Origin of the sequence: Paracoccus mutanolyticus (assembly GCF_003285265.1) — a bacterium.
Taxonomy (GTDB): domain Bacteria; phylum Pseudomonadota; class Alphaproteobacteria; order Rhodobacterales; family Rhodobacteraceae; genus Paracoccus; species Paracoccus yeei.
In genome coordinates this window covers 2,725,680-2,750,000 of the sequence record NZ_CP030239.1, presented here as the reverse complement: position 1 = coordinate 2,750,000, position 24,321 = coordinate 2,725,680, and the positions used below count along the sequence as shown (strand labels likewise).

General features: G+C 67.3%; 22 protein-coding genes and 6 pseudogenes (1 of these 28 cut by a window edge). 15 read left to right on the top strand and 13 right to left on the bottom strand.

The window, feature by feature from the left end:
• A protein-coding gene (locus DPM13_RS14755; protein ID WP_262983144.1) for a DUF6525 family protein crosses the window boundary here: on the bottom strand, nt 1-237 show its 5' portion. It extends 12 nt beyond the left edge of the window; only the first 237 of its 249 coding nucleotides appear in the window; the start codon lies at nt 235-237; its stop codon lies beyond the left edge, outside the window.
• Nucleotides 238-287: 50 nt separating this feature from the next.
• Nucleotides 288-1,503 (bottom strand): annotated as a pseudogene (locus DPM13_RS14750) (GTP-binding protein).
• Between the two features lie 110 nt (nt 1,504-1,613).
• Between DPM13_RS14750 and DPM13_RS14745 the strand changes: the two are divergent.
• The 3 genes from DPM13_RS14745 to DPM13_RS23755 all read left to right on the top strand — a co-directional run bounded on the left by DPM13_RS14745 (nt 1,614) and on the right by DPM13_RS23755 (nt 4,064).
• On the top strand, nt 1,614-2,510 hold the full coding sequence (locus DPM13_RS14745) for a LysR family transcriptional regulator (RefSeq protein WP_028718101.1): 897 nt from the start codon (nt 1,614-1,616) through the stop codon (nt 2,508-2,510).
• Nucleotides 2,511-2,663: 153 nt separating this feature from the next.
• Nucleotides 2,664-3,698: an aspartate ammonia-lyase gene (locus DPM13_RS14740; RefSeq protein WP_223252068.1), complete on the top strand. Its 1,035-nt coding sequence runs from the start codon at nt 2,664-2,666 to the stop codon at nt 3,696-3,698.
• Nucleotides 3,699-3,749: 51 nt separating this feature from the next.
• The gene (locus DPM13_RS23755) at nt 3,750-4,064 is read left to right on the top strand and encodes a hypothetical protein (RefSeq protein ID WP_223252067.1); all 315 of its coding nucleotides are present in this window, start codon (nt 3,750-3,752) and stop codon (nt 4,062-4,064) included.
• A 23-nt stretch (nt 4,065-4,087) separates the two neighbouring features.
• On the opposite strand, the gene DPM13_RS14735 is transcribed toward DPM13_RS23755, so the two are convergent.
• Together DPM13_RS14735 and DPM13_RS23750 are read right to left on the bottom strand one after the other, a co-directional pair.
• Nucleotides 4,088-4,798, bottom strand: coding sequence for a LysR substrate-binding domain-containing protein (locus DPM13_RS14735; RefSeq protein WP_262983355.1), 711 nt, complete (start codon nt 4,796-4,798; stop codon nt 4,088-4,090).
• 42 nt (nt 4,799-4,840) lie between these two features.
• Nucleotides 4,841-4,971, bottom strand: a pseudogene (locus DPM13_RS23750) (LysR family transcriptional regulator); the annotation flags it as partial.
• A 210-nt stretch (nt 4,972-5,181) separates the two neighbouring features.
• Between DPM13_RS23750 and DPM13_RS23745 the strand changes: the two are divergent.
• Nucleotides 5,182-5,322, top strand: coding sequence for a DUF1127 domain-containing protein (locus DPM13_RS23745; protein ID WP_223252066.1), 141 nt, complete (start codon nt 5,182-5,184; stop codon nt 5,320-5,322).
• A 4-nt stretch (nt 5,323-5,326) separates the two neighbouring features.
• On the opposite strand, the pseudogene DPM13_RS14725 reads toward DPM13_RS23745, so the two are convergent.
• Nucleotides 5,327-6,528: pseudogene (locus DPM13_RS14725) on the bottom strand (pyridoxal phosphate-dependent aminotransferase).
• Between the two features lie 76 nt (nt 6,529-6,604).
• Between DPM13_RS14725 and DPM13_RS14720 the strand changes: the two are divergent.
• Nucleotides 6,605-6,889: an FAD assembly factor SdhE gene (locus DPM13_RS14720; RefSeq protein WP_028718106.1), complete on the top strand. Its 285-nt coding sequence runs from the start codon at nt 6,605-6,607 to the stop codon at nt 6,887-6,889.
• 90 nt (nt 6,890-6,979) lie between these two features.
• Nucleotides 6,980-7,501, top strand: a complete 522-nt coding sequence (locus DPM13_RS14715; protein ID WP_028718107.1) for a MarR family winged helix-turn-helix transcriptional regulator — start codon at nt 6,980-6,982, stop codon at nt 7,499-7,501.
• A gap of 223 nt (nt 7,502-7,724) precedes the next feature.
• On the opposite strand, the gene DPM13_RS14710 is transcribed toward DPM13_RS14715, so the two are convergent.
• On the bottom strand, nt 7,725-8,153 hold the full coding sequence (locus DPM13_RS14710) for a VOC family protein (RefSeq protein WP_080622154.1): 429 nt from the start codon (nt 8,151-8,153) through the stop codon (nt 7,725-7,727).
• A 125-nt stretch (nt 8,154-8,278) separates the two neighbouring features.
• Entirely contained in the window at nt 8,279-9,535 is a 1,257-nt protein-coding gene (locus DPM13_RS14705; protein WP_112888291.1) for an NAD(P)/FAD-dependent oxidoreductase, read from the bottom strand.
• 449 nt (nt 9,536-9,984) lie between these two features.
• On the opposite strand from DPM13_RS14705, the gene nrdH reads away from it, so the two are divergent.
• The 6 genes and pseudogenes from nrdH to pdxY all read left to right on the top strand — a co-directional run bounded on the left by nrdH (nt 9,985) and on the right by pdxY (nt 15,341).
• Nucleotides 9,985-10,206: a glutaredoxin-like protein NrdH gene (gene nrdH, locus DPM13_RS14700; RefSeq protein ID WP_112888290.1), complete on the top strand. Its 222-nt coding sequence runs from the start codon at nt 9,985-9,987 to the stop codon at nt 10,204-10,206.
• A gap of 13 nt (nt 10,207-10,219) precedes the next feature.
• The gene (nrdI, locus tag DPM13_RS14695) at nt 10,220-10,651 is read left to right on the top strand and encodes a class Ib ribonucleoside-diphosphate reductase assembly flavoprotein NrdI (RefSeq protein ID WP_112888289.1); all 432 of its coding nucleotides are present in this window, start codon (nt 10,220-10,222) and stop codon (nt 10,649-10,651) included.
• A pseudogene (gene nrdE, locus DPM13_RS14690) lies at nt 10,633-12,758 on the top strand (class 1b ribonucleoside-diphosphate reductase subunit alpha). The gene nrdI and the pseudogene nrdE overlap by 19 nt, the downstream one beginning before the upstream one ends.
• A gap of 98 nt (nt 12,759-12,856) precedes the next feature.
• Entirely contained in the window at nt 12,857-13,828 is a 972-nt protein-coding gene (nrdF, locus tag DPM13_RS14685) for a class 1b ribonucleoside-diphosphate reductase subunit beta (RefSeq protein WP_028718113.1), read from the top strand.
• Nucleotides 13,829-13,837: 9 nt separating this feature from the next.
• Nucleotides 13,838-14,514 (top strand): annotated as a pseudogene (locus tag DPM13_RS14680) (MOSC domain-containing protein).
• Entirely contained in the window at nt 14,511-15,341 is an 831-nt protein-coding gene (gene pdxY, locus DPM13_RS14675; RefSeq protein WP_112888288.1) for a pyridoxal kinase, read from the top strand. Before DPM13_RS14680 ends, pdxY begins: the two are co-directional and overlap by 4 nt.
• A 65-nt stretch (nt 15,342-15,406) precedes the next feature.
• Here the strand turns inward: pdxY and DPM13_RS14670 are convergent.
• From DPM13_RS14670 to DPM13_RS23735, 4 genes and pseudogenes are all read right to left on the bottom strand, one after another.
• Nucleotides 15,407-17,705, bottom strand: a pseudogene (locus tag DPM13_RS14670) (Tex family protein).
• A 69-nt stretch (nt 17,706-17,774) separates the two neighbouring features.
• A complete protein-coding gene (locus DPM13_RS14665; RefSeq protein WP_112888287.1) occupies nt 17,775-19,112 on the bottom strand; it encodes a sigma-54-dependent transcriptional regulator in 1,338 nt (445 codons plus the stop codon).
• Nucleotides 19,109-19,792, bottom strand: a complete 684-nt coding sequence (locus DPM13_RS23740; RefSeq protein ID WP_223252065.1) for a sensor histidine kinase — start codon at nt 19,790-19,792, stop codon at nt 19,109-19,111. The genes DPM13_RS14665 and DPM13_RS23740 overlap by 4 nt, the downstream gene beginning before the upstream one ends.
• A gap of 54 nt (nt 19,793-19,846) precedes the next feature.
• Entirely contained in the window at nt 19,847-20,686 is an 840-nt protein-coding gene (locus tag DPM13_RS23735; RefSeq protein WP_223252064.1) for a PDC sensor domain-containing protein, read from the bottom strand.
• Between the two features lie 286 nt (nt 20,687-20,972).
• On the opposite strand from DPM13_RS23735, the gene DPM13_RS26190 reads away from it, so the two are divergent.
• From DPM13_RS26190 to DPM13_RS26180, 3 genes are read left to right on the top strand one after another with little or no spacing between them, the layout of a single operon-like run.
• Nucleotides 20,973-21,173, top strand: a complete 201-nt coding sequence (locus DPM13_RS26190) for a cation:dicarboxylate symporter family transporter (protein ID WP_317616326.1) — start codon at nt 20,973-20,975, stop codon at nt 21,171-21,173.
• 23 nt (nt 21,174-21,196) lie between these two features.
• The gene (locus tag DPM13_RS26185) at nt 21,197-21,574 is read left to right on the top strand and encodes a cation:dicarboxylate symporter family transporter (RefSeq protein WP_317616325.1); all 378 of its coding nucleotides are present in this window, start codon (nt 21,197-21,199) and stop codon (nt 21,572-21,574) included.
• Nucleotides 21,513-22,328, top strand: a complete 816-nt coding sequence (locus tag DPM13_RS26180) for a cation:dicarboxylate symporter family transporter (RefSeq protein ID WP_317616324.1) — start codon at nt 21,513-21,515, stop codon at nt 22,326-22,328. Before DPM13_RS26185 ends, DPM13_RS26180 begins: the two co-directional genes overlap by 62 nt.
• Before the next feature lie 249 nt (nt 22,329-22,577).
• Here DPM13_RS26180 and DPM13_RS14650 read toward each other — a convergent pair whose 3' ends face one another.
• Nucleotides 22,578-23,963 (bottom strand): PTS fructose transporter subunit IIC, encoded by a 1,386-nt coding sequence (locus tag DPM13_RS14650; RefSeq protein ID WP_223252063.1) that lies wholly within the window; start codon nt 23,961-23,963, stop codon nt 22,578-22,580.
• A gap of 4 nt (nt 23,964-23,967) precedes the next feature.
• Nucleotides 23,968-24,303 carry a PTS sugar transporter subunit IIB gene (locus DPM13_RS23730; RefSeq protein ID WP_223252062.1) on the bottom strand — a complete coding sequence of 112 codons (336 nt, stop codon included), beginning with the start codon at nt 24,301-24,303 and terminating at the stop codon, nt 23,968-23,970.
• Nucleotides 24,304-24,321 lie beyond the last annotated feature (18 nt).

Below are 24,321 nucleotides of genomic sequence, written 5' to 3'. Positions count from 1 at the left end.
GCCGATGCTGTCGAAATGGACTTCCAAGCCCGGATGGCCCGCACCCCAGACCTGGGCTGCGTCCCGGGCCAGCAGCCGCGCCTCGGCGGTGTCAAGGCAGGCGCAGGCCGCGCATGGGCAGCCTGTTCTGTGCATCGCCCGGCGCCACAGGCGCAAGGCCGAGGCGGGGCTCCATGGCAGCGCAGCCCGCGCAAGCCAGTGGCGCAGCTCGGCCGGCAGGCTGTCGTAATGGCCCATCGGCGCGGTCCGTCGCCGCCGCAGCGATGTCGCAAGATTCGCCCGCATCGTCATGCCACCCGGCGATTGCCCCACTGGGGGAACGGATCGGGCAAGCCGACCCAGTCCCCCGGTGTATAGTCGGCCGCCATCACCAAGGCCTCGTCCAGCGCGGTGCTGATTGCCTCGGCATCCATGCCGGCGCCGATGAAGACCAGTTCCTGCCGGCGATCGCCCCAGGGTTCGACCCAGTTGCGCCGCATTTCGGCCAGCGCATCGGGGTGGCTGGGCCAGCGTTCGCGTGGGAGTCCCGCCCACCAGATCCCCAGGGGCGACACATTCGAAAGCGCCCCCGACAGGCTGAACTCCACCGCCCAGTTCGGGCGGCTTGCGATCCAGAAATGCCCTTTGGCGCGGATCACACCGGGCAGATCTCCGTTAAGGAGGTCATAGCTTGCGGGGATGGAACGGCTTCCGTGCCCGATAGACGAAGGAGGAGATGCCGTATTCCTCGGTCTCCGGGACGTGATCCTCGAAACCGTAAAGCTCCTTGGCCCACATCGGATGCATGTGCGCCTTGTCGAAGTCAAACAGCCCGGTGTCGAAGATCGAATCGGCCTCGACACGGCCGAAATCCGTCTCGATCAGCCTCGCGTCGGGGTTCAGGGCTCGAACGATCTTGCGCGCCCGGTCCAGCCGCTCGGGGCCGGCATCGGTCACTTTGTTCAGCACGATCACGTCGGCGAACTCGATCTGGTCCGTCAACAGGTCGACCAGGGTGCGGCCATCCTCCTCGCCCAGGCTTTCACCGCGGTCGGGCAGGGCATCGTGACTGGCAAAGTCGCGCATGATGATCGCGGTCGACCACCGTCACCATCGTGTCCAGCCGCGCCACGTCCGACAGGCTGTCGCCATTCGCATCGCGGAAGTCGAAGGTGGCGGCCACCGGCAGCGGCTCGGCGATGCCGGTCGACTCGATCAGCAGATAGTCGAAGCGCCCCTCCTCGGCCAGCCGCCGCACCTCTGACAGCAGGTCGTCGCGCAAGGTGCAGCAGATGCAGCCATTGGTCATCTCGACCAGCTTTTCCTCGGCCCGGGTCAGTTCCGCGCCGCTCGCACGAGGTCGGCGTCGATGTTCACCTCGGACATGTCATTGACGATGACCGCCACACGGCGGCCCTCGCGGTTGTTCAGGATGTGGTTCAGCAGCGTGGTCTTTCCCGCGCCCAGGAAGCCCGACAGGACGGTGACGGGCAGGCGGTTGTCGGGTGCTGGCGGGCATGGCATCCTCATATGTTATAGTATAACATTACAGATAGCGCCTCGGCAAACCGGCCGCAACCGTGTTTCTGTGGCGCACCCTCCGCGGCTGGGCTAAAGCCGCATCAGGGGGTGCCATGGATTTCAAATGGCTCGAGGACTTTCTGGTGCTGGCGGAAACGCACAGCTTTTCACGCTCGGCCGAGCTGCGGGGCGTCACGCAAAGCGCCTTTTCCCGTCGTATCCGCGCGCTTGAGGAATGGCTGGGAACCGACCTTCTGTCGCGCGAAAGCTATCCGGTACGGCTGACGCCGGAAGGAATGCTGTTTCGCGAAACGGCCGAGGAAGCGGTGCGCATGATCAATGCCCGCCGCGCCGAGTTCCGCGATCATGCCCGCTCTCGTGGGGGCGAGATCAGCTTTCTGGCGCTGCACAGTCTGACGGTGACCTTCCTGCCGGGCTGGCTGATGCGGCTGAAATCCGCGGCAGGGCCCATGACCAGCCGCGTCAAGCCCGAGAACTTCGACCGCTGCATCGAAGCGCTGACCGAAGGCGGCTATGACTTCTTTCTGACCTATGCCCATCCGCAGGTGAACATCCCACTGGATCCTTCAGGCTATCCGCATCTGGTGGTGGGCCGCGACTCGCTGGTGGCCGTGGCGCGGCCCGGCTGGCCGGCGGAATGGCTGACCGAAGGCATGCCCATGCTGAAATACTCGCGCGGCAGTTTCCTGAACGCGATGGCCCGGATCGCGCTGGCCCAACCCGGCGCACCCAAGGTCTATGTCGCCCACACGGACGAGGCCAGCATGGCCGAGGCGATGAAAAGCATGGCGGTCGCCGGTCATGGCGTCGTCTGGCTGCCCCGCCTGCTGGTCGAAGCGGAACTGCAGGACGGACGGCTGGAAATCGTCGCCCCCGAACTGCCCATGGAAATCCGCCTGTATCGCAACGCCGCGCGCGGACGCGGCATCACCGGCCGGGTCTGGCAAGCCGCGCGCGAGCTCGGCGGTGGTTATGCAGAATCGGAATAACCAAGCCGCAATCGGCATTGGCATTCATGTCGCCCCGACCCTAAATATCTGGCGCAAGGGATGAAAACCGTCCCGATCCGATCCTGAAACATGCCTGACCGGAACGATCCCCGCAGCCAGCGGGTTTCCAGGTCATGCGCCCGAGGTAATGACATGATGAAGACCCGCATCGAACACGACCTGCTTGGCGACCGCGAGGTGCCGGCCGATGCCTATTGGGGTGTTCACACCCTGCGCGCGGTCGAGAACTTCCCGATTTCCGGCCGCACCGTGGGCGAGATCCCCGAACTGGTGCGCGCGCTTGCCGCGATCAAGCAGGCGGCCGCCCTGGCGAATGCCGATCTGGGCCTGCTGTCGCCCGAGCGTCGCGACGAGATCGTCGCACGCCTGCGAGGAAATCCGCGCGGGCAAGCTGCACGACCAGTTCGTCGTGACCAGATCCAGGGCGGCGCCGGCACCTCGACCAACATGAACGCCAACGAGGTGATCGCCAACCGCGCGCTGGAAATCATGGGCCATCAGAAGGGACAGTATCAGATCCTGCACCCGAACGAGCATGTGAACATGAGCCAGTCGACCAACGACGTCTATCCGACGGCGCTGCGGCTGGCGGCCTGGAAGGGGCTGCAAAAGCTGATCGGCGCCCTTGCCTCGTTGCGCGGCGCGTTCGAGGACAAGGCCGGCGAGTTCCGGGATATCCTCAAGATGGGCCGCACCCAGTTGCAGGAAGCCGTCCCGATGACCCTGGGGCAGGAGTTCAACGCCTTCGCCATCACCATCGGCGAGGATGAGCTGCGCCTGGCCGAGGCCGCGGCCCTGGTCTGCGAAATCAATCTGGGCGCCACCGCCATCGGCACCGGCATCACCGCCCATCCCGACTATGCCGAACGTGTCCGCGCCCGGCTGGCCGAGATCACCGTCATTCCCGTCATCACCGCGCCCGACCTGGTCGAGGCGACCTCGGATACCGGGGCCTTCGTCCAGGTCTCGGGCGTCACCAAACGGGTTGCGGTCAAGCTGTCCAAGATCTGCAACGACCTGCGACTGCTGTCCTCGGGCCCCCGCGCCGGCTTCAACGAGATTAACCTGCCCGCAAAGCAGGCCGGATCCTCGATCATGCCGGGCAAGGTGAATCCGGTCATCCCCGAGGTGGTGAACCAGATCTGCTTCGAGGTCTCGGAACGATGACCATCACCATGCCCGTAGGGCGGGCAGCTGCAACTGAACGCCTTTGAACCCGTGATCGCCTACAGCCTGTTCCGTTCGGTCGATCACCTGGTCGCGGGCTGCGCCACCCTGCGGCACAACTGCGTAACCGGCATCACCGCGAACCGCGAGGTGCTGAAGGAAACCGTGCGCCGCTCGATCGGGATCGTCACGGCACTGAACCCCTACATCGGCTATGCGGCGGCGACCGAGGTCGCGACCGAGGCGCATCTGACAGGGCGCGGCGTCTATGAACTGGTGCTGGAAAAGGGCCTGCTGCCAAAGGAACGGCTGGACGCCATCCTGCGCCCGGAAACCCTGACCCGTCCGGCGGTCTTCGTCGCCTGACCCCCGGAATGCGCGACCCCGGTTCAGCCGGGGTCGCTGGCGATTTCGTCCAGCAGAAAGGCGCGGAACTTGCGCACCGCCGGACGATTGCGGCGCCCCTTGGGATAGGCCAGATAAAACCCGCGGCCGCTGCGCGAGATGATGGGAAAGGGCTGGATCAGCCCGCCCGTCGCCAGTTCATAGCGAAAGAAGTCCGGTTGCAGCAATGCGACGCCATAGCCGGCCAGCGCCGCCCGAGCCTCGTGCAGGTCGGTGGACATGGTCAGCCCCGGCTTGCGGTAATCCTCCCAGCGCTCGACCCCCGCCGTCTTCATCCAGAGCGCCCAGTTCTCGTCCCCCGGGTCCAGAAGCGGCAGCTTGAGCAGATCGGCAGGCTCGCTCAGCACATGCCGCCGGGCCAGTTCGGGCGAGATCATGGGCGTGTATTCCACCGCCATCAGGTGATGCGCCTCGAGCCCCGGCCAGACCCCCGCGCCCGCGCGGATGGCGACGGTGATATCCTCGCGCGCGAAATCGACCAGGGTGTCGCTGGTTTCAAGCCGCACCGCCAGGTTCGGATGGTTCATCTGGAACTTGCCCAGGCGCGGAGAGAGCCACGCCCCCGCAAAGGTCGGCACCGTCGAGATGGACAGAGTCGACACCGCATCCGCCGACGGATCGGCATAGGCCTCGCGCAGCTGATCGAAGGCGTCGATGGTAGGCCGCGCAAACAGCGCCCCGGTTTCCGTCAGCACGATCTCGCGCGGCTTGCGCAGGAACAGGGGCGTGCCCAGCCGCTCCTCGAGCAGGCGAATCTGATAGCTGACCGCGGCTGGGTCATGCCCAGCTCCTCGGCAGCGCGGGTAAAGCTCAGGTGACGGGCGACGGCCTCGAAAGCGCGCAAGGCGGCGAGCGGCGGAAGGGACATAAGGCGGCCTTATGGAACGGTGCGAAGGCTTTGTTGGTCAAGCCGCGCGAACAAGGGCATGGTGGCATGATCTGGCAACCGCGCGCATCGCGGAGGAGAATGATGTCATATGATTACGCACCCGTCCGGCGGCCCCTTGGGCTTGCTGATCGCATCCTGACTCTCCTTGGCTTTTCGGTCAAGGATAAGTCCAGCCTATGCACTGACCGAATGGCCGCGCTTGATGACCCCGCCACCCGAAAGGCCCTGGCGCATCTGCCCTCGCATCTGCTGCGCGACATCGGCGTGACGGCCATCAACACCCCCGACCAGCGGGTCGAGGGCGACGCCCTGCGCAAGCATCTGTGGTAAAGGCCTAGCCGAGCCCTTCGCAGAACCGGCGGATGCGCCCGCAGGCATCCGCCAGCACAGCGTCCGAGGTCGCATAGGAAATGCGGAAATGCGGCGACAGGCCAAAGGCCGCGCCAAAGACCACGGCGACGCCGGTTTCGTCCAGCAGCGCCGTGGCGAACGCCTCGTCATCCGTGATCGGCGCGCCCCCGGCCGAAGTCTTGCCGATCAGCGCCTTGATCGAAGGATAGACATAGAACGCCCCCTGCGGCACCGGACATTCGATACCCGGACAGGCGTTCAGCCCGTCAACCACCAGATCGCGGCGGCGCTGGAAACGGCGCGGCATTCGGCGATGTAGTCCTGCGGCCCCTCGAGCGCGGCCAGCGCGGCATATTGGCTGATCGAACAGGGATTCGAGGTCGATTGCGACTGCAGCGTCCCCATGGCCCGGATCAGTTCGACGGGCCCTGCCCCATATCCGATGCGCCAGCCCGTCATCGCATAGGCTTTCGACACGCCGTTCATGGTCAGGGTGCGGTCCTTAAGACCCGGCTCGACCTGCACGGGCGTGGCAAAGCGGAAGTCGTCAAAGACCAGGTGTTCATAGATGTCGTCGCTGAGCACCCAGACATGCGGATGGCGCATCAGCACATCGGTCAGCCCGCGCATGTGGCTTTCGCCATAGCCGGCACCCGTCGGATTGGACGGCGAGTTCAGGATCACCCATTTGGTTTTCGGCGTGATCGCGGCCTCGAGCTGTTCGGGCGTGATGCGATAGCCGTTCGCCATCGCCCCTTCGATCACGACCGGCGTGCCGCCGGCCAGCAGCACCATGTCGGGATAGCTGACCCAGTAGGGCGCCGGGATCACCACCTCGTCGCCCGGGTTCAGCGTGGCCATCAGCGCATTGTACAGGATCTGCTTGCCGCCGGTGCCGACCGTGACCTGGGCGGGGCCATAGTCGAGCCCGTTTTCCCGGGCGAACTTGGCGCAGATGGCGCGCTTGAGTTCGGGAATGCCATCGACCGCCGTATAGCGGGTATGGCCCGCGTCGATTGCGGCCTTGCCCGCGTCGCGGATATGAAGGGGCGTGTCGAAGTCGGGCTCGCCGGCAGAAAGGCTGATGATGTCGCGGCCTTCGGCGGCCAGGTCGCGGGCGCGGCCGGTGATCGCCACCGTGGGCGAGGGTTTGACGCGGGCGAGCGTCTGGGACAAAAGGCGCATCGAAGTCTTCCTGCTGGGGCGCCCTTGTCTTAGGCCCGCCCCGACGGCGAGGCAAGAGAGCGGGCCGGAGGAATGCATGGACGAACACGAGGCAAGGCTGAAGCGGCTGCGGATGCGTAGCTGGCGCCGCGGCACAAAGGAAATGGACCTGATCCTGGGCCCCTTTGCCGACAGTGAACTGGCGGGCCTGAATGCGGCCGACCTGGCGCTTTACGAGGCGCTGCTGGCCGAAAACGACCAGGACCTTTACCCTTGGATCACCGCGCGGATGCGGGATGCCCGCCCGGGCCCCGAGGCGCTGTCGCCGATGCTGGACCGGGTGGCGCGCTTTGCCATGGCCCGGCTTTCCCCCAAGTCCTGAAACTTTTAGGCAATTTCGCGGCGGGGATTAACCGAAGCTTGGGGATTTTCGCTCATGGTCGGGGAAAGAGACCTTGAACGGAAACGGACCATGCCCCAGCGAAGCCCCAGCCCCGTCCGACCGGTGCCCGCCCTGCGACCGGTCCCCGGCTCCTCTCGTGCCGACGCCTATCTGGAAAGCCTGCAGATCCTGGAGCGCCTGCACCGGCTGCTGCTGGATCTGGTCAAGGACGAATTCGAACGGCTCGGTCAGTCGGACCTGAACCCCGTGCAGGCGCTGCTGCTGTATAACCTGGGCGGGGCCGAGGTGACGGCGGGCGAGCTGCGGTCGCGCGGGATGTATCAGGGCTCGAACGTCAGCTACAATCTCAAGAAACTGGTCGACCTGGGCTATGTGCACCACGAGCGCTGCGAGATGGACCGCCGCTCGGTCCGGGTGCGGCTGACGCCCGAAGGCCAGGCGATCCGGGACAGGGTGGCGGAGCTTTTCGCCCGCCACGCCGAGGAACTGGAGCTTTCCGGCATTCTGGACGACCCTGCGCTCGAGGCCGTCAACCTGCAATGGCGCCGGGTGGAGCGTTACTGGATCGAGCAGATCCGGTACATCTACTAGGGTCCGGCCGGCTGGTCTCTTGCCCGACACGCCTGGGGCCGGTGGCGCGGCCAGGCCGGGGCCCTGCCCCGAACCCCGAGGTATTTTGGAAACAGTGAAAGCCGCGGGCGCGGGAGCGACTTGGGACGAGGCGACCCGTGCGGAACTGCGCTGGCCGGAGCATAGGTGCCGGCCGCGCTGGGTGTCCTTGGGGCGCCGAGCGCTCCTGAAGGGGCGGGACGCCTTACCAGTGGCCGGTGTTTTCCATGCTGGCCCAAGGCTCCTGCGGCGGCAGGGCCTCGCCTTCCTGCAGCAGCTCCACCGAGACGTTGTCGGGGCTGCGGACAAAGGCCATGTGACCGTCGCGCGGCGGACGGTTGATCGTCACCCCGGCATCCATCAGGCTTTGGCACATGTCGTAGATATTGCCCACGCTATAGGCCAGGTGGCCGAAATGGCGGCTGTCCGACGGCAGCCCGTCGTCGCCGTCCCAGTTCCACGTCAGTTCCACCGGGCATTCGGGCTGGCCGGGCGGCGCCATGAAGACAAGGGTGAAGCGCCCCTTCTCGTTCTCGATCCGCCGCGTCTCCTCAAGGCCCAGCAGGCGAAAGAACGCCATGGTCTTTTCCAGGTCCAGCACACGAACCATGGTGTGAAGATATCGGATTTTCATATCGGGCCTCCTGTCCGTTCCGGGGCAGATTTGCACGCCGCGGCGATGATCACAACGGGGGCGGCGGGATGCCGCGCGGCCCTGTCTGGTCGGCGGCCGCATTTCCCATGGCACCGCGAAGGCGCTCAGGGATCCTTCACCGCCTCGCGCTGGGTGATCAGCCGGGCCGAGTTCTGCCCCGACAGGAAGATCCACAGCCAACTCAGCGCCACCATCAAGCGCGAGCGCGCGCCGATCAGGAAATAGATGTGTGCGATCCCCCAGACCCACCAGGCCAGCCAGCCCGTCAGCTGGAACCGGCCGTATTCGATCACCGCCGCATTGCGCCCGATGGTGGCAAGGTTGCCCATGTGGCGATAGCGGAAGGGTCCCGGCTCGGGCGCGCCGCGCAGGCGGGCGCGGATGATGCGCGCCGCATGGCGCCCCTGCTGCTTGGCGGCTGGGGCCACGCCCGGGACCGGCTTGCCGTCCGATTCGACATGCGCGGTATCGCCCAGGACAAAGATGTTCGGGTCGTCGGGCAAGGCCAGCATGGGCGTCACCATGACGCGGCCCGCGCGATCCGCCGGCGCCTCCAGCCAGCCTTGCGCCCGCGATGCCTGGACGCCCGCGGCCCAGATGACGGTGCGCGCCGCGATCGGCCGGTCGCCCAGCACGATGCCGGCGGGCGAGACGTCGGTCACCGGCGTGCCGGTCAGCACCTCGACGCCGCGGCCCTCAAGCGCCTTGCGGGCATAGTCCGACAGCCGTTCGCCAAAGGCAGGCAGGATGCGGGGCCCGGCCTCGATCAGCATGACGCGGGCCTTGCGGGTGTCGATGTGGCGGAACTCGGGCGGCAGGATGCGATGGGCAAGTTCGGCGATGATGCCGACCAGTTCGACCCCGGTCGGACCGGCACCGATCACGGCGAAGGTCAGTTCCGCCTGCCGCTCGGCTTCGGTCTGGGCCAGTTCCGCGCGCTCGAACGCCAGCAGCAGGCGGCGCCGGATCGTGGTCGCGTCCTCGAGCGTCTTCAGCCCGGGCGCGTCCGCCTCCCATTCATCCTTGCCGAAATAGGCGTGGCGGGCGCCCGTCGCGACGACCAGGGTGTCGAAGGGCAGCCGCTGGCCGGTGCGCAGCAGAACCTCGCGCCGGGCGCGGTCCACGGCATCGACCGTGCCCAGCAGCGTCGTGACCTCCTTGCGGTCGCGCAGCACCCGGCGGATCGGCCAGGCGATCTCCGAGGTCGCCAGCAGCGTGGTCGCGACCTGATACAGCAGCGGCTGGAACAGGTGATGGTTGCGCTGATCGACCAGCGTGATCTGGCAATCGCTGCCGCGCAGGTCCTGGACAAGCTGCAGCCCGGCAAAGCCGGCCCCGACGACGACGACCCGATGCTTCACAGCGGTCTCCTTCTTTGGCCTCGGCATCGTGCCGAACGTTGCGAGGATGCGAAAGCGGTGACCGAATTGCAACGACGCGTCGCCTGGCGCGTTTGGCAATGGACGCCTGCCGGGCAAGGGGCTAGACAGGCCGCCCGCCCCGCCGGCCGAATACAATCTGGACGATAAGAACCGCACCGCAACCAACCTGAAAAGCGCAGGATCGCGTGGCGAATAACGCATATCCAGCGGAAAGCGCTCCGCTTCTTTTCTACCAGATATAGTGGTGACAACCGCGCCGGAATGATTATATGGTAGGAAGACGCAAATACGGACCGACTCGGGCAGGCCCTGGCCGCACGAACCGGACCCGCAACCGCAAGTGGTTGACTCGACTGGACTGGCCTGGTCCTTGCGGGTTGCCGCCGGCGGAGGCGCAATCGTGAAGACGCATCAAAAGGACCCGAGGCATGACCATCACCGTCTATTCCAAACCCGCCTGCGTCCAGTGCACCGCGACCACGCGGGCGCTGGATGCCAAGGGGCTGACCTATCAGATCGTCGATCTGACCGAGGATGACGCGGCCATGCAGCTTGTCACCTCGCTGGGTTATCGTCAGGCCCCCGTGGTCGTCGCTGGCGATTCGCACTGGGCCGGGTTCCGCCCCGACATGATCGGGCGGCTTTCCTGACGATGTGCGGGGCATGTGCGGGCTGATCTATTATTCCTCGGCGTCGGGGAACACGGCGCGTTTCGTCCAGCGCCTGGTCCCGCCGGGGTCGGCCTGCCAGCCGCAGCGCATCCCCGTTTCGCCGTCCGAGCCGATGCCGCAGCCGGGCGGACCCTATGTGCTGATCTGCCCGACCTACGCCGATGGCGAGGGGAGGGGCGCGGTTCCCAAGCAGGTGATCCGCTTTATGAACGACCCCGAGCGCCGCGCCCTGATCCGGGGCGTCATCGCCGGGGGCAACCGCAATTTCGGGCAGACCTATGGCCTGGCCGGGCGTATCATCGCCGACAAATGCAACGTCCCGCTGCTTTATCGATTCGAGCTGGCGGGGAATGACCAAGACATCGCCCGCGTGCGCGTGGGCCTCGACCAATTCTGGGGTAAGACATGCTTGACGATGGCGTAAAGGCCGAGCTGGACTATCACGCGCTGAACGCGATGCTGAACCTTTACGACTCGGATGGAAAGATCCGGTTCGAGGCCGACCGCAAGGCGGCGCATCAGTATTTCCTGCAGCACGTGAACCAGAACACGGTCTTCTTCCACAATCTGGACGAGAAGCTGCGCTATCTGGTCGACGAGGGCTATTACGAGCCGCAGGTGCTGGACCAGTATTCGCGCAACTTCCAGCGTGCGATCTGGGATGCCGCCTATGCGCGCAAGTTCCGCTTTCCGACCTTCCTGGGCGCGTTCAAGTATTACACCAGCTATACGCTGAAGACCCGCGACGGGCAGCGCTACCTGGAACGCTACGAGGACCGGGTGGTCATGGTCGCGCTGACGCTGGCGCGCGGGGACGAGGCGCTGGCGATGCGCTTCATGGAGGAGATGCTGTCGGGCCGCTTCCAGCCCGCGACGCCCACCTTCCTGAACGCGGGCAAGAAATCGCGCGGCGAGCTGATTTCCTGCTTCCTGCTCCGGGTCGAGGACAACATGGAGTCCATCGGCCGCGCCATCAACTCTTCGCTGCAACTGTCCAAGCGCGGCGGCGGCGTGGCGCTGATGCTGACCAACATCCGCGAGGCGGGCGCGCCCATCAAGGGGATCGAGAACCAGTCCTCGGGCGTCATCCCGGTGATGAAGCTGCTGGAGGACAGCTTCAGCTATGCCAACCAGCTGGGCGCGCGGCAGGGGGCGGGCGCGGTCTATCTGAACGCCCACCATCCCGACATCCTGCGATTCCTGGACACCAAGCGCGAGAACGCGGACGAAAAGATCCGCATCAAGACGCTGTCGCTGGGCGTCGTCATCCCGGACGTGACCTTCGAACTGGCCAAGCGGAACGAGGACATGTACCTGTTCTCGCCCCATGACGTGGAAAAGGTCTATGGCCTGCCCTTCTCGGAAATCTCGGTGACCGAGAAATACCAGGAGATGGTCGACGACAAGCGCATCAAGAAGCGCAAGATCAACGCCCGGGCCTTTTTCCAGACCCTGGCCGAAATCCAGTTCGAAAGCGGCTATCCCTATATCATGTTCGAGGACACGGTGAACCGCGCCAACCCCGTGCATGGCCGGATCAGCATGTCGAACCTGTGCAGCGAGATCCTGCAGGTGAACGAGGCCAGCACCTATAACGAGGATCTGTCCTACGCCCATCTGGGCACGGATATTTCCTGCAACCTCGGATCGCTCAACATCGCGGCGACGATGGACGGGCCCGATTTCGGCGAGACGGTCGAGGCCGCGATCCGCGCCCTGACCGCCGTGTCGGAAATGTCCTCGATCGACTCGGTGCCCTCGATCCGGCGCGGCAATGAAGAGGCCCATGCCGTGGGCCTTGGCCAGATGAACCTGCACGGTTTCCTGGCGCGCGAGCATATCCACTACGGCAGCCCCGCGGGGGTCGAGTTCACATCGGTCTATTTCGCGGCGGTCGCCTATCACGCGATCCGCGCCTCGAACCTCTTGGCGCGGGAAAAGGGTCAGGTGTTCAAGGATTTCGAGAAATCGAAATATGCCGACGGCAGCTTCTTTGACAAGTACACCACCCGCGACTGGCTGCCGACCCTGCCCGACGTCGAGCGCGTGTTCCAGCACGTGAGCCGCGCACGCGCGACGACTGGGCCGCGCTGAAGGCCGACGTGATGACGTACGGTCTTTACAACCGCAACCTTCAGGCGGTGCCGCCGACCGGGTCGATCAGCTACATCAACAATTCGACCAGCTCGATCCACCCCATCGTCGCCAAGATCGAGATCCGCAAGGAAGGCAAGATCGGCCGGGTCTATTACCCCGCCCCCTTCATGTCGAACGAGAACCTCGAGTACTATCGCGACGCCTATGAGATCGGCCCGGACGCGATCATCGACACCTATGCCGCCGCGACCGAGCATGTCGACCAGGGCCTGTCCCTGACCCTGTTCTTCCCGGCCGAGGCGACGACGCGCGACATCAACCGCGCCCAGATCCGCGCCTGGAAACAGGGCATCAAGACGATCTACTACATCCGCCTGCGCCAGACCGCGCTGGAAGGGACCGAGGTGCAGGGCTGCGTGTCCTGCACGCTGTAAGCCGGGGTTTCACACCCCCCGGACCCGCTTCGTAAGCCGGGGGTTTCACACCCCCGGACCCCCGTGGGATATTTGAACACGAAAGAAAGGTTCTTCGGATGAAGGATCACATCACGCGGCCCCCGGTGCGGGCGATCAACTGGAACCGGCTTGAGGACGAGAAGGACCTGGAGGTCTGGAACCGCCTGACGGTGAACTTCTGGCTGCCCGAAAAGGTGCCGCTGTCGAATGACGTGCAAAGCTGGGCCACGCTGCGCCCGGCCGAGCAGACGCTGACCATCCGCGTCTTTACCGGGCTGACGCTGCTTGACACGATCCAGAACACCGTCGGCGCGCCCTCGATGATGCCCGATGCCGTGACCCCGCACGAAGAGGCGGTGCTTTCGAACATCGCCTTCATGGAGGCGGTGCACGCGCGCAGCTATTCGTCGATCTTTTCGACGCTGTGCAGCACCAAGGAAATCGACGAGGCCTTCCGCTGGGCCGAGGAGAACCCGCATCTGCAGGCCAAGGCGCGGCTGGTGCTTGAGAAATACAAGGCCGGCGCCGATCCGCTGAAACGCAAGATCGCCTCGGTGTTCCTGGAAAGCTTCATGTTCTATTCGGGCTTCTATCTGCCCATGTACTGGTCGAGCCGCGCGAAGCTGACCAACACCGCCGACCTGATCCGTCTGATCATCCGCGACGAGGCGGTGCATGGCTATTACATCGGCTACAAATACCAGCGCGGGCTTGAGGCTCTGGACGAGGCCCGGCGCCAGGAACTCAAGGACTTCGCCTTTGCGCTGATGTTCGATCTTTACGACATCGAGGCGAAATACACCGCCGAGCTTTACGACGGTATCGGCCTGACCGAAGACGTCAAGGCCTTCCTGCACTACAACGCCAACAAGGCGCTGCAGAACCTGGGCTACGAGGCGCTGTTCCCGCCGCAGGCCTGCGAGGTCAATCCGGCGATCCTGGCCGCGCTTTCGCCCGACAGCGAAAACCACGACTTCTTCTCGGGGTCGGGGTCGAGCTATGTCATCGGCAAGGCGGTCGCGACCGAGGATGAGGATTGGGACTTCTGATCCCGCGCCATGACCACGATCACCCTTCTGACCGGCAAGGCCGCCCCCCTGCCCGGCAGCGACCGCCTCAGCGGGATTGCGAAGCACCCCGTCGACGGTCCGCTGATCTTGGGCCCCCAGGGTTTTCCCGGGGATGAGCAAGCCGACCGGCGGGTGCATGGTGGACCGGAAAAGGCCGTCCACCACTATCCGCGCGACCACTACGCCACCTGGACCGGCGAGCTCGGTCCGCTGCCCTTGCTGGAATCGCCGGGCGCCTTCGGCGAGAACGTCTCGGCAACGGGGCTGACTGAAGCCGGCGTGGCGGTGGGCGACATCTTTCGCCTGGGCGGCGCCCTCGTGCAGGTCAGCCAGGGGCGCCAGCCCTGCTGGAAGCTGTCGCAGCGGTTCGGCGTTCCCGACATGGCGCGGCGCGTGCAGGATACGGGTCGCACCGGCTGGTATTACCGGGTTCTGGAGCCTGGCCCGGCGCCTCGGGCGATGCATTGGTCCTGATCGACCGCCCGGCCGCCGACTGGACCTTGCAGCGGCTGTGGCACGCGCTTTACTCAGCCGCCTGGATCGCGCCGATTGCGGCCATCGCCGCGCTGGACATCCTGGCCGAGGGCTGGCGCCGCCATGCCCAGCGCCGACTGGACAGCGGCCGGGTCGAGGATTGGTCGCCGCGGTTGGACGGCACGCCATGACGCTGGTCATCTCGATCCAAAGCCAGGTGGTCATGGGCCATGTCGGCAATTCGGCGGCCGTGTTCCCGATGCTCGCCGCGGGGATCGAGGTCGCGCCGGTGCCGACGGTGATCTTTTCCAACACGCCCGATTACCCGACCCTGCGCGGCCGGCCGCTGCCGGCCGATTTCTTCGCGGACCTGCTGCAAGGGTTGTGGGACCGCGGCCTGCCCCAGCGCGCCGTTTTCCTGCTCTCGGGCTACATCGGTTCGGTCGAGGTCGCGGGCCTTTTGGCCGATTTCGTCGCCCGCGCCAAGGCCGCGAACCCCCGCCTGTGCTATTATTGCGACCCGGTGATGGGGGACGAACTGCCGGGCCTCTATGTCCCGCGCGAGATCGCCGACATCTTCCGCGACCGCCTGCTGCCGCTGGCCGACATCGCCTCGCCCAATCCGTTCGAGGTCGCCTATCTGACCGACCAGCCGGTCACCGAACTGGCCGATATCCCCCGCGTGGCGCAGGCCCTGCGCATGGCGTCCGGCGCGCGGCTGATCGTGACCGGCTGCCGCCTGCGCGAAACAAAGCCGGGCATGCTAGAAAGCGTCATCCATGACTCCTCCGGACTCAGCCGCCACCCGACGCCGCACCTGCCGGTGGCGATGGCCGGCACGGGCGACCTGTTCGCGGGCCTCGTCACCGCCGGGCTCGGCCGCGGCCGCACCCTGCCCCAAGCCGTCGACTTCGCCCAAGCCCAGACCGCCCGCGCCCTGAAGCGCGCCGCCAAGCTCGGCACCAGGGAAGTCGTCCTGACCGACCCCGATTTCCGCGCAGCCCTTCTGATCCTTTAGGCTTTCACCGTTTCCCAAATACCCCCGGGGGAGTCGCGCGGCACGCGCGGCGGGGGCAGAGCCCCCTATCCTTTGCGCAACGCATTCATCAGCGCAGCCCCCAGCGCGCCAGGGTGATCGCCTGCCGGCCCCGCCGACTTCGGCCCCCGCGCCGGGGCCGCCTTGGGACCACGCTCGGCCTGCGCATCCCGGGCGCTCGCGCCGCCATCCTTGCGCATGGTCAGGCCGATGCGCTTGCGCGCCACGTCGACCTCGGTCACACGGACCTTGACCACATCTCCGACCTTCACGACCTCGTTCGGGTCCTTCACGAAACGGTCTGCCAGTTGGCTGATATGGACCAGCCCATCCTGATGCACGCCGATGTCCACGAAGGCGCCGAAGGCCGCGACATTGGTGACGGTCCCTTCCAGCGCCATGCCGGGGCGCAGATCCTTGATGTCCTCGACCCCTTCGGCGAAGGTCGCGGTGGCAAAGCTTGGGCGCGGGTCGCGGCCAGGCTTTTCCAGTTCCGCCAGGATGTCGCGGATGGTGGGCAGGCCGAACGACTCGTCCACGAAAGCCTCGGGCCGGATGCCCTTCAACGCGGCCCCGTTGCCCATGATCTGGCGGATGTCGCGCCCGCAGGCGGCCACGATCTTGCGGGCGACGCCATACGCCTCGGGGTGGACTGCCGAGGCATCGAGCGGCTCCTTGCCGCCCTGGATGCGCAGAAAGCCCGCACATTGCTCGAAGGCACGGGGACCAAGGCCCGCCACCTTCTTCAGCGCCGCGCGCGAGGGGAAGGCCCCCTGGGCGTCGCGATGGGCCACGATGTTTTGCGCCAGGGACGGCCCCAGCCCCGCCACATGCGCAAGCAGCGGGGCCGAGGCGGTGTTCAGGTCCACGCCCACCGCGTTCACCGCATCCTCGACCACCGCTTCCAGCGTCCTGGCCAGTTGCCGCTGGTCCACGTCATGCTGGTACTGACCGACGCCGATCGATTCAGGCGGCACCTTGACCAGTTCCGCCAGCGGGTCCTGCAACCGCCGGGCGATAGAGACCGCCCCGCGCAGGGACACGTCCAGGTCCGGGAATTCCCGCGCCGCCAGTTCGGACGCCGAATAGACCGAGGCGCCCGCCTCGCTGACGATCACCTTGACCGGCGCCTTGACGCCCTGCGGCAGGTGTTTCAACACATCGGCCACCATGCGTTCGGTTTCACGGCTGGCGGTGCCATTGCCGATGGCGATCAGTTCGATCTTGTGGCGCACGATGACCGCGGCCAACGTGGCCTCGGCCCCGCGCAGGTCGGATTTCGGCGGGAACGGATACAGCGTCGCCGTCTCCAGCAGCTTGCCCGTGGCATCCACCGCCGCCAGCTTGACGCCGGTGCGGATGCCCGGATCCAGCCCGATGGTCGGGCGCGGCCCGGCGGGCGAGGCCAGCAGCAGGTCCTTGAGGTTGCGGCCAAAGACGCGGATCGCCTCGGCATGGGCGCGGCGGCAGCGCGGCCATCAGGTCGATATACATCGTGTTCGACAGCCGCACACGCCAGCACCAGCCCGCCACCTTGCGCAGCCAGGCATCGCCCGGCCCCTCGCCAAGCCTGCCCAGGGCGGCGGCGACGATGCCCTCGGCCCGGGCGGCGCCGGTTTCGGGCGGCGGCGCGATCTCGACGGTCAGCACCTCCTCCTTGGCGCCGCGCAGGATGGCCAGCGCCCGGTGCGCGGGAATTTTCGCCCAAGGCTCGGCGTGGTCGAAATAGTCGCTGAACTTGGCCCCTGCCTGTTCCTTGCCCGGCACAACCTTGGCGCGGATCTCCGCCTGGGCCTGCATGAAGTCGCGCAGCCGGCCCAGCAGGGCGGCGTTCTCGGAAAGCTCCTCGACCAGGATGTCGCGGGCACCATCCAGCGCGGCCTTAACATCCGGCACCGCCTCGGACAGATAGCGGGCGGCCAGGGTCTCGGGCTGGGCGGCGCGGTTTTCCTGGATCGCCCGCAGCAGGGGCTCCAGCCCGTTTTCGCGCGCAATCATCGCCTTGGTGCGGCGCTTGGGCTTGAAGGGCAGATAGATGTCCTCAAGTGCCGCCTTGGTTTCCGCCCCCGCGACGGCGCGGGCAAGTTCGGGCGTCAGCTTGTCCTGCGCCTTGATGGATTCCAGGATTGCCGCGCGGCGCGATTCCAGGTCGCGCAGATAGGACAGACGGTCCGCCAGGCTGCGCAGCTGCGTGTCGTCCAGGCCGCCCGTCACCTCCTTGCGATAGCGCGCGACAAAGGGCACGGTCGCGCCCCCGTCCAGCAGCGCCGCGGCCGCCGTGACCTGGGCGGCCGAGGCGCCGATCTCGCTGGCGATGGTGCGGGCGATGCGGTCGTTGGCGTCCATTCGGAAAGCTCCTTGCCTCGGGGAGATCCGGTTTAGCGCGGGCAAGGGCCCACGCCAAGCCCGACCGCGTCAGCCGTCGTCGCGGAACTCGGCGGGCTTGATGCCGTGGCGCGTCAGCTTGTCATAGAAGGTCTTGCGCGGCAGGCGCAGCCGTTCCATCGCGCGCCCGGCATGGCCGCCGGACAGGCGCAGCGCCTCGCGGATCAGGCCGGCCTCGTATTCCGCGACCAGATCGGCCAGGCCCCGTTCGGGCGCGGCCTGGTCTGCGCCGTCAAAGGGCGACAGCCCCAGCGCATGGCTTTCTGCGAACTGGCGCAACTCGCGCAGGTTGCCCGGCCAGTCGTGCCCGGCCAGCCGCGCCTTGACCAGCGGCGTCACCGGCTGGGCCGGCAGGTCCAGCCGCCGGCAGGCGTCCAGCAGGAAATGGCGGAACAGTTCGGGAATATCCTCGCGCCGCTCGACCAGGGGCGGCAGGGCCAGCACCACACCGGACAGGCGATAGTAAAGATCGCCCCGCAGCCGCCCGTCGCGCACCAGCCGTTCCGGGTCGTCGCGGGTCGAGGCGATGACCCGCAGATCCAGCGCGCGGGGCGCGGCCGCCCCTGCGGGCCAGAGTTCGCCTGCCTCGATCACCGCCAGGATGCGGGCCTGAAGCGCCGGGTTCAGGCTGTCGATCTCGTCCAGATAAAGCGTGCCGCGATGCGCCTTTTCCAGCAGCCCGGCACTGCGCGGCGCGCGGCCCTGCGCCTCGGTGCCCAGGAACTCGGCCTCGAACCGCGCCTCGTCGAGCGTGGCGCAGGGCACATGGACGAAGGCGCGGGCGCGGCGCGGGCTTTGACGGTGGATCAGCCGCGCCACCGTCGTCTTGCCCGAGCCCCCCGGCCCCGTCAGCCACAGATCGCCCCCGGCCTGGGCCAGCCGGTCGATGCTGTCGCGCAGATGGGCCATGACCGCGCTTTGCCCGATCAGCGGGCTGTCTTGCGCGGCCTCGTCCCGGGCCTGCCGCCGCAGCGCGCGGTTTTCCATGACCAGGGCGCGCGACTGACAGGCCCGGCCGACGGCCGCCAGCAGGGCGTCCGCGCCGATGGGCTTGGACAGGAAGTCATAGGCCCCCTGCTTCAACGCCGAGACGGCCATCGGCACGTCCGCATGCCCGGTCAGCAGGATCACCGGCAGTTCGGGATCGATGCCGTGCAGCCGGTCGAACAGCTCCAGCCCGTCCATCCCCGGCATGCGCACATCGCTCAGCACCACGCCGGGATAGTCGGCGGTCATCCCCTCCAGCGCGTCGGCGGCGCGCGCAAAGGGCTCGACCGCGAAACCCGCGATCCGAAGGGTCTGGACCTGGGCCAGACGCAGATCCTCGTCGTCATCGACCAGGCGGACAAGGCGGGGGGTGTCGGTCATGCGGCCCTCGGCAATTCCAGAACAAAGCTCGCGCCTTGGCCCGTCGCCGGCCCCGCCCGCAGGCTGCCGCCGAAGTCCCGCGCGATCTCCTGCGAGATGACCAGTCCCAGGCCCAGGCCCTTGGGTTTCGACGTGGCAAAGGGCGTGAACAGCTGCGCCCGCGCCTCGGGCGCGATGCCGGGGCCGTTGTCGGACAGGCTGATGCGCACGCTGTTCGGTCCCGGTTCGACCGACAGGGCGATGCGGGGGTCGGGCGTGTCGGCCAGCGCCTCCTGCGCGTTTTGCAGCAAGTTGACCAGGATCTGTTCCAGCCGCACGGTCTCGGCCATGACGCGCAATCCGGGGTCGATGGCAGGCAAGTCCAGGGCAATGCGCTGGGCCGTGCGGCGGCTGGCGGTCAACAGCAGCGCGGCATCGACCGCCTCCTTCAGGCTGACCGGCCCGACCTGCCCGGTGGCCTTGCGGGCAAAACCGCGCAGCTGGTCGGTGATGCGGGCGATCCGGTCGGTCATGCGCAGGATGCTGGACAGGTTCCCCGCCACCTCGGGCGCCGCGTCGCGGGGCAACAGCGCCGCGCCGTTTTCCGCCATCAGCCGGATCGCCGCCAGGGGCTGGTTCACCTCATGCGCGACGCCGGCGGTGATCTGGCCCAGCGCGGCCAGCTTGTTGGCCTGCACCATCTCGGCCTGCAGCGGTCCAGCGATAGGGCAGCGCGGCGTTCGCGCGCCTGTCCATCAGCGCGCGGATAGCGGTCCTGCACCGCGCGCTCCAGATCGGCGCGATAGCGGCGCTCGGCCTCGGCCCGGACCCGCACCCGCAGGCGCGCCCGCAGCGCAAGCCCCGCCCCCGCATAAAGCAGCATCAGCCCGAAGCCCGCCGTGCCCGCAGCCAGCGCCGCCGCGAAATTCGCCGGCGCGACGGGCTCGGCGATGGTCATGGTCCAGTCGGTCCCGGGAACCGGCGCGCTGCTGAACACGGTCCTCGGATCGGGCACCGGGCGGGAAAAGCGCAGGGCCGGCCGCCCGGACAGGATGATCTGTCCCTTGGGCGTCCAGGACCAGCGTCAGGCCCGGGCCCGCCGCCCAGTTGGCCTCGAGGGCGTCGAACTCGACCTTGACCACGACCACGCCCAGGTCGCGGTCGCCCGAGACGACATCATGGGACAGATAAAGGCCCGGCCGGTTGCTGACCGTGCCCAGGGCGAACTGCGTCGCCCGGCCCTGGCGCAGCGCCTGGCTGAAATAGTCGCGAAAGCTGTAGTCCTGGCCGACAAAGCTTTGCGCCTCGTCCCAGTTCGCGGCGGCAATGGCGATGCCCGCGCGGTCCAGCAGATAGATCACGGCGCTGTCGGTTTCATCCCGCAGCCGGTCCAGCTTGGCCGAGACGCGGTCCCGGTAGGGACCGATGGGCTGTTCCAGGGCGGTCCGCACCAGCGCATCGTCCGCCAGCACCGTGGCGACGGCGCGCTGGCGCGACAGCACGCTTTCCAGCGCCTGAACGCGGGTCTGCAGCTCGCCCTGGCGGGACTGGGCCATGTCGGCCAGGGCATTGCGGCGCGCCAGGGCAAAGACCACCGCCAGCAGCGCAAGCGACTGCTAGGCCGCCAGCGCCAGCCAGGCCCCCATCCGTCGCATTCGCTCCTGCCCCCGCGCTGCACCGCGTCGCCCCAGCCCCCTGTGTGGAATGTCACACTAGCAGACCGGGCCTGTGCGGAAAACCACACAATTCTGTGCCCAGTACTCCCCGCTTTTCCCATGAAAACAGCGCATTGCTGCTATGCGCCCGGTTTTTGGTCCGCACCTGCCCGCGCCGTAACATGGCGGTCACGGAATTGACACCAGAGGTCGGAGGAGGCCTTCCATGCATATCGACACGTCGGCGCAGCCGTCCGCGCACGCATCCCGTCCGTTCTATCGCCATCTCTACTTTCAGGTGCTGGTCGCCATCGTGGCCGGCGCGCTGATCGGGCATCTCTATCCCCAGACCGGCGAGGCGCTGAAGCCCCTGGGCGACGCCTTCATCAAGCTGGTCAAGATGATCATCCCCCGGTCATCTTCCTGACCATCGTCACCGGCCTTGCGGGCATGGGCACGCTCAAGGGCGTGGGCTCGGTCGTGGGCAAGGCCTTTGCCTATTTCCTGACCTTCTCGACGCTGGCGCTGATCGTCGGACTGGTCGTCGCCAACGTGGTCCACCCTGGCTCGGGCATGAACATCGACCCGGCCAGCCTGGATGCCAGCAAGGTCGCGACCTATGCCGAAAAGGCGCATGAGACCTCGCTCACGGGCTTTGTCATGGACATCATTCCGTCCACGATCACCTCGGCCTTCGTCGAGGGCAACATCCTGCAGGCACTGTTCGTCGCCATCGCTGTGTCGGGCTATCCTGATCGGCGCGGGCATGCCCGTCCTTGCTCTGTCGAGCGATCAGCCATGTCATCTTCCGCATGGTCGACATCCTGATGAGGCCGCGCCCATCGGCGCCTTCGGGGCCATCGCCTTCACCATCGGCAAGTACGGCATCGCCTCGGTGGTGAACCTGGCGACGCTGGTCGGCACCTTCTACCTGACCTCGGCGCTGTTCGTCGTCGTGATCCTGGGCACCGTCTGCATGCTCAACGGGTTCTCGATCTTCAAGCTGATCGCCTATCTCAAGGCGGAACTGCTGCTGGTGCTGGGCACCTCATCCTCGGAATCCGCCCTGCCCTCGCTGATCGAGAAGATGGAGAAGGCCGGCTGCAAGCGTTCGGTCGTGGGCCTGGTGGTTCCGACCGGCTACAGCTTCAACCTGGACGGCACCAACATCTACATGACGCTGGCGGCACTGTTCATCGCCCAGGCAACGAACACCGACCTGTCGCTACAACAGCAGGTGCTGCTGCTGCTGGTCGCCATGCTGTCCTCCAAGGGCGCGGCGGGCGTGACCGGGGCGGGCTTCATCACGCTGGCCGCGACGCTGTCGGTCGTTCCCACCGTCCCGGTCGCCGGCATGGCGCTGATCCTGGGCGTGGACCGCTTCATGTCGGAATGCCGCTCGCTGACGAACTTCATCGGCAACGCGGTCGCCACCATCGTCGTCAGCCGCTGGCACGGCGCGCTGGACCGCGAGCAGCTGGACCGCGCCCTGAACGGCGAGGCGACCGGCACGGTCCGCCCCGTCACCACGCTGGAGCCCGCCCCCGCCGGCCTGCGCCTGGGCGAAACCAGCGCCGACTGACGCCCCGGCGTCGTCCGGGCGGCTCCTCCCCGCCGCCCGACATCAGGCCGCGACCCGCAAGGGCCGCGGCCTTTTCATGGCACAGCCTCCAAAGCCCCGCGCCCAACCGGGACGCAGGACACGCCGCCTCCCGCTTTCTCCGTTTTCCAAATACCCCGCCAACGGCGACCGCAGGCGTCCCCGATGCCAAGAAAAAGCCGCCCCCGGGACTGTACCAGGGGCGGCGATACTCGTGACGAGCAGGTCGGCTCAGGCGGGCTGCGGAACGCCCGCTGCCGGCGCCTCGATCCGGCGCTTGAGCACGGCCAGCGCGGCGACCGACACGGCCGTCCCGATCACCATGGCGATGAAGAAGCCCGGCAGGTTCACCACCGCATTGGGGATCGGCAGGACGAAGATCCCGCCATGCGGCACCTTGAGTTGCACCCCAAGGACCATGCAGACCGCGCCCGCCACGGCCGAGCCCGCGATCAGCGACGGAATAACCCGCAGGGGATCGCGCGCGGCAAAGGGGATCGCGCCCTCGGTGACGAAGGCCAGGCCCAGGACAAAGGCGGCGTTGCCGGCCTCGCGCTCCTCGACGGTGAAGCGGGCGGGGAACAGCCGGCTCGCGATGGCCAGCGCCAGGGGCGGCGTCATGCCCGCGCACATCACCGCAGCCATAGGCTCGGTCACGTTCGAGGCGATCAGCGTGGTGCCAAAGACATAGGCCGCCTTGTTGATCGGCCCGCCCATGTCGACGGCCATCATGCCGCCCAGGATCAGACCCAGGATCGCCGCCGAACTGCCCTGCATGTCCTGTAGCCAGGCGGTCAGCGCCCCCAGCACCCGGGCGGTGGGCGCGCCCACGACGTAGAACATCAGAAGGCCGGTCAGCGCGGTGCCCAGCAGCGGCAGGATCAGCACCGGCATCAGCCCCTGCAGCGTGCGCGGCAGCTTGATGATCCGGGTCAGCGCCAGCACGCCATAGCCCGCGATGAAGCCCGCCAGGATGCCGCCCAGAAAGCCCGCGCCGATGGTGCCGGCGATGACGCCCCCGGTCATGCCGGGCGCGATGCCGGGCCGGTCGGCGATGGAATAGGCGATATAGCCGGCCAGCGCCGGCACCATCAGGGTAAAGGCCCCCTTGGCGCCGATCTGGAACAGGGTATAGCCCAGCGTCCCGGCATACTGGTCCTCATAGACGTAGATCCCGCCCAGGGCGAAGGCCAGCGCGATCAGCAGCCCGCCCGCGACCACGAAGGGCAACATGAAGCTGACGCCGGTCATCAGGTGCTTGTAGACGCCGGTCTTGTGGGCGGGGGCGCTTTCCTCGGCCGGGCCGGCCGTGCCGCCCTGGACCCGCGCCTCGGCCTGGGCCTTGCGGATCAGCGCCGCACCGTCGTTGATGGCGGGCTTGGTAGGCGAATTGAACACCCTCTTGCCCGCAAAGCGTGACAGTTCCACCTGCCGGTCGGCGGCGATGATGACCAGGTCGGCCGCCGCGATCTCGTCCGGGGTCAGCGCATCCTGCGAGCCGACCGAGCCCTGGGTCTCGACCCGGATCTGGTGGCCCAGGGCCTTGGCGCCCTCTTGAAGGCCTTCGGCGGCCATGAAGGTATGCGCGATGCCCGTGGGGCACGAGGTGATCGCCACGATCTCAGCGGCCCGGCCGCCGCGGCCGCCGGGGCCGCCGCCGTCGCGCCGGCGCCGCGGGCCAGCACCGCGGCCGCATCCTCAGCACCTCGGCGATGCTGACCCGCACCTGGGGCAACCCTCCGGGCACCGCGTCCCCTGCCACATCACCCACCAGCAGCAGCCGGTCGGCGCGCTGGACGGCGGCGGGATCCAGCGGGTCCTGCACCCCGTCCGAGGTCCGCAGTTCGACCAGGATCTCGGTCCCCTGCGCCCGCGCCGCCATCTTCAGGGCCTCGCGTGCCAGCACGGCATGGGTGGCGCGTTCGCCCCCGCCGACGATGGCGATGATCTTTTGCATGTCATTCCTCCTGTCCGG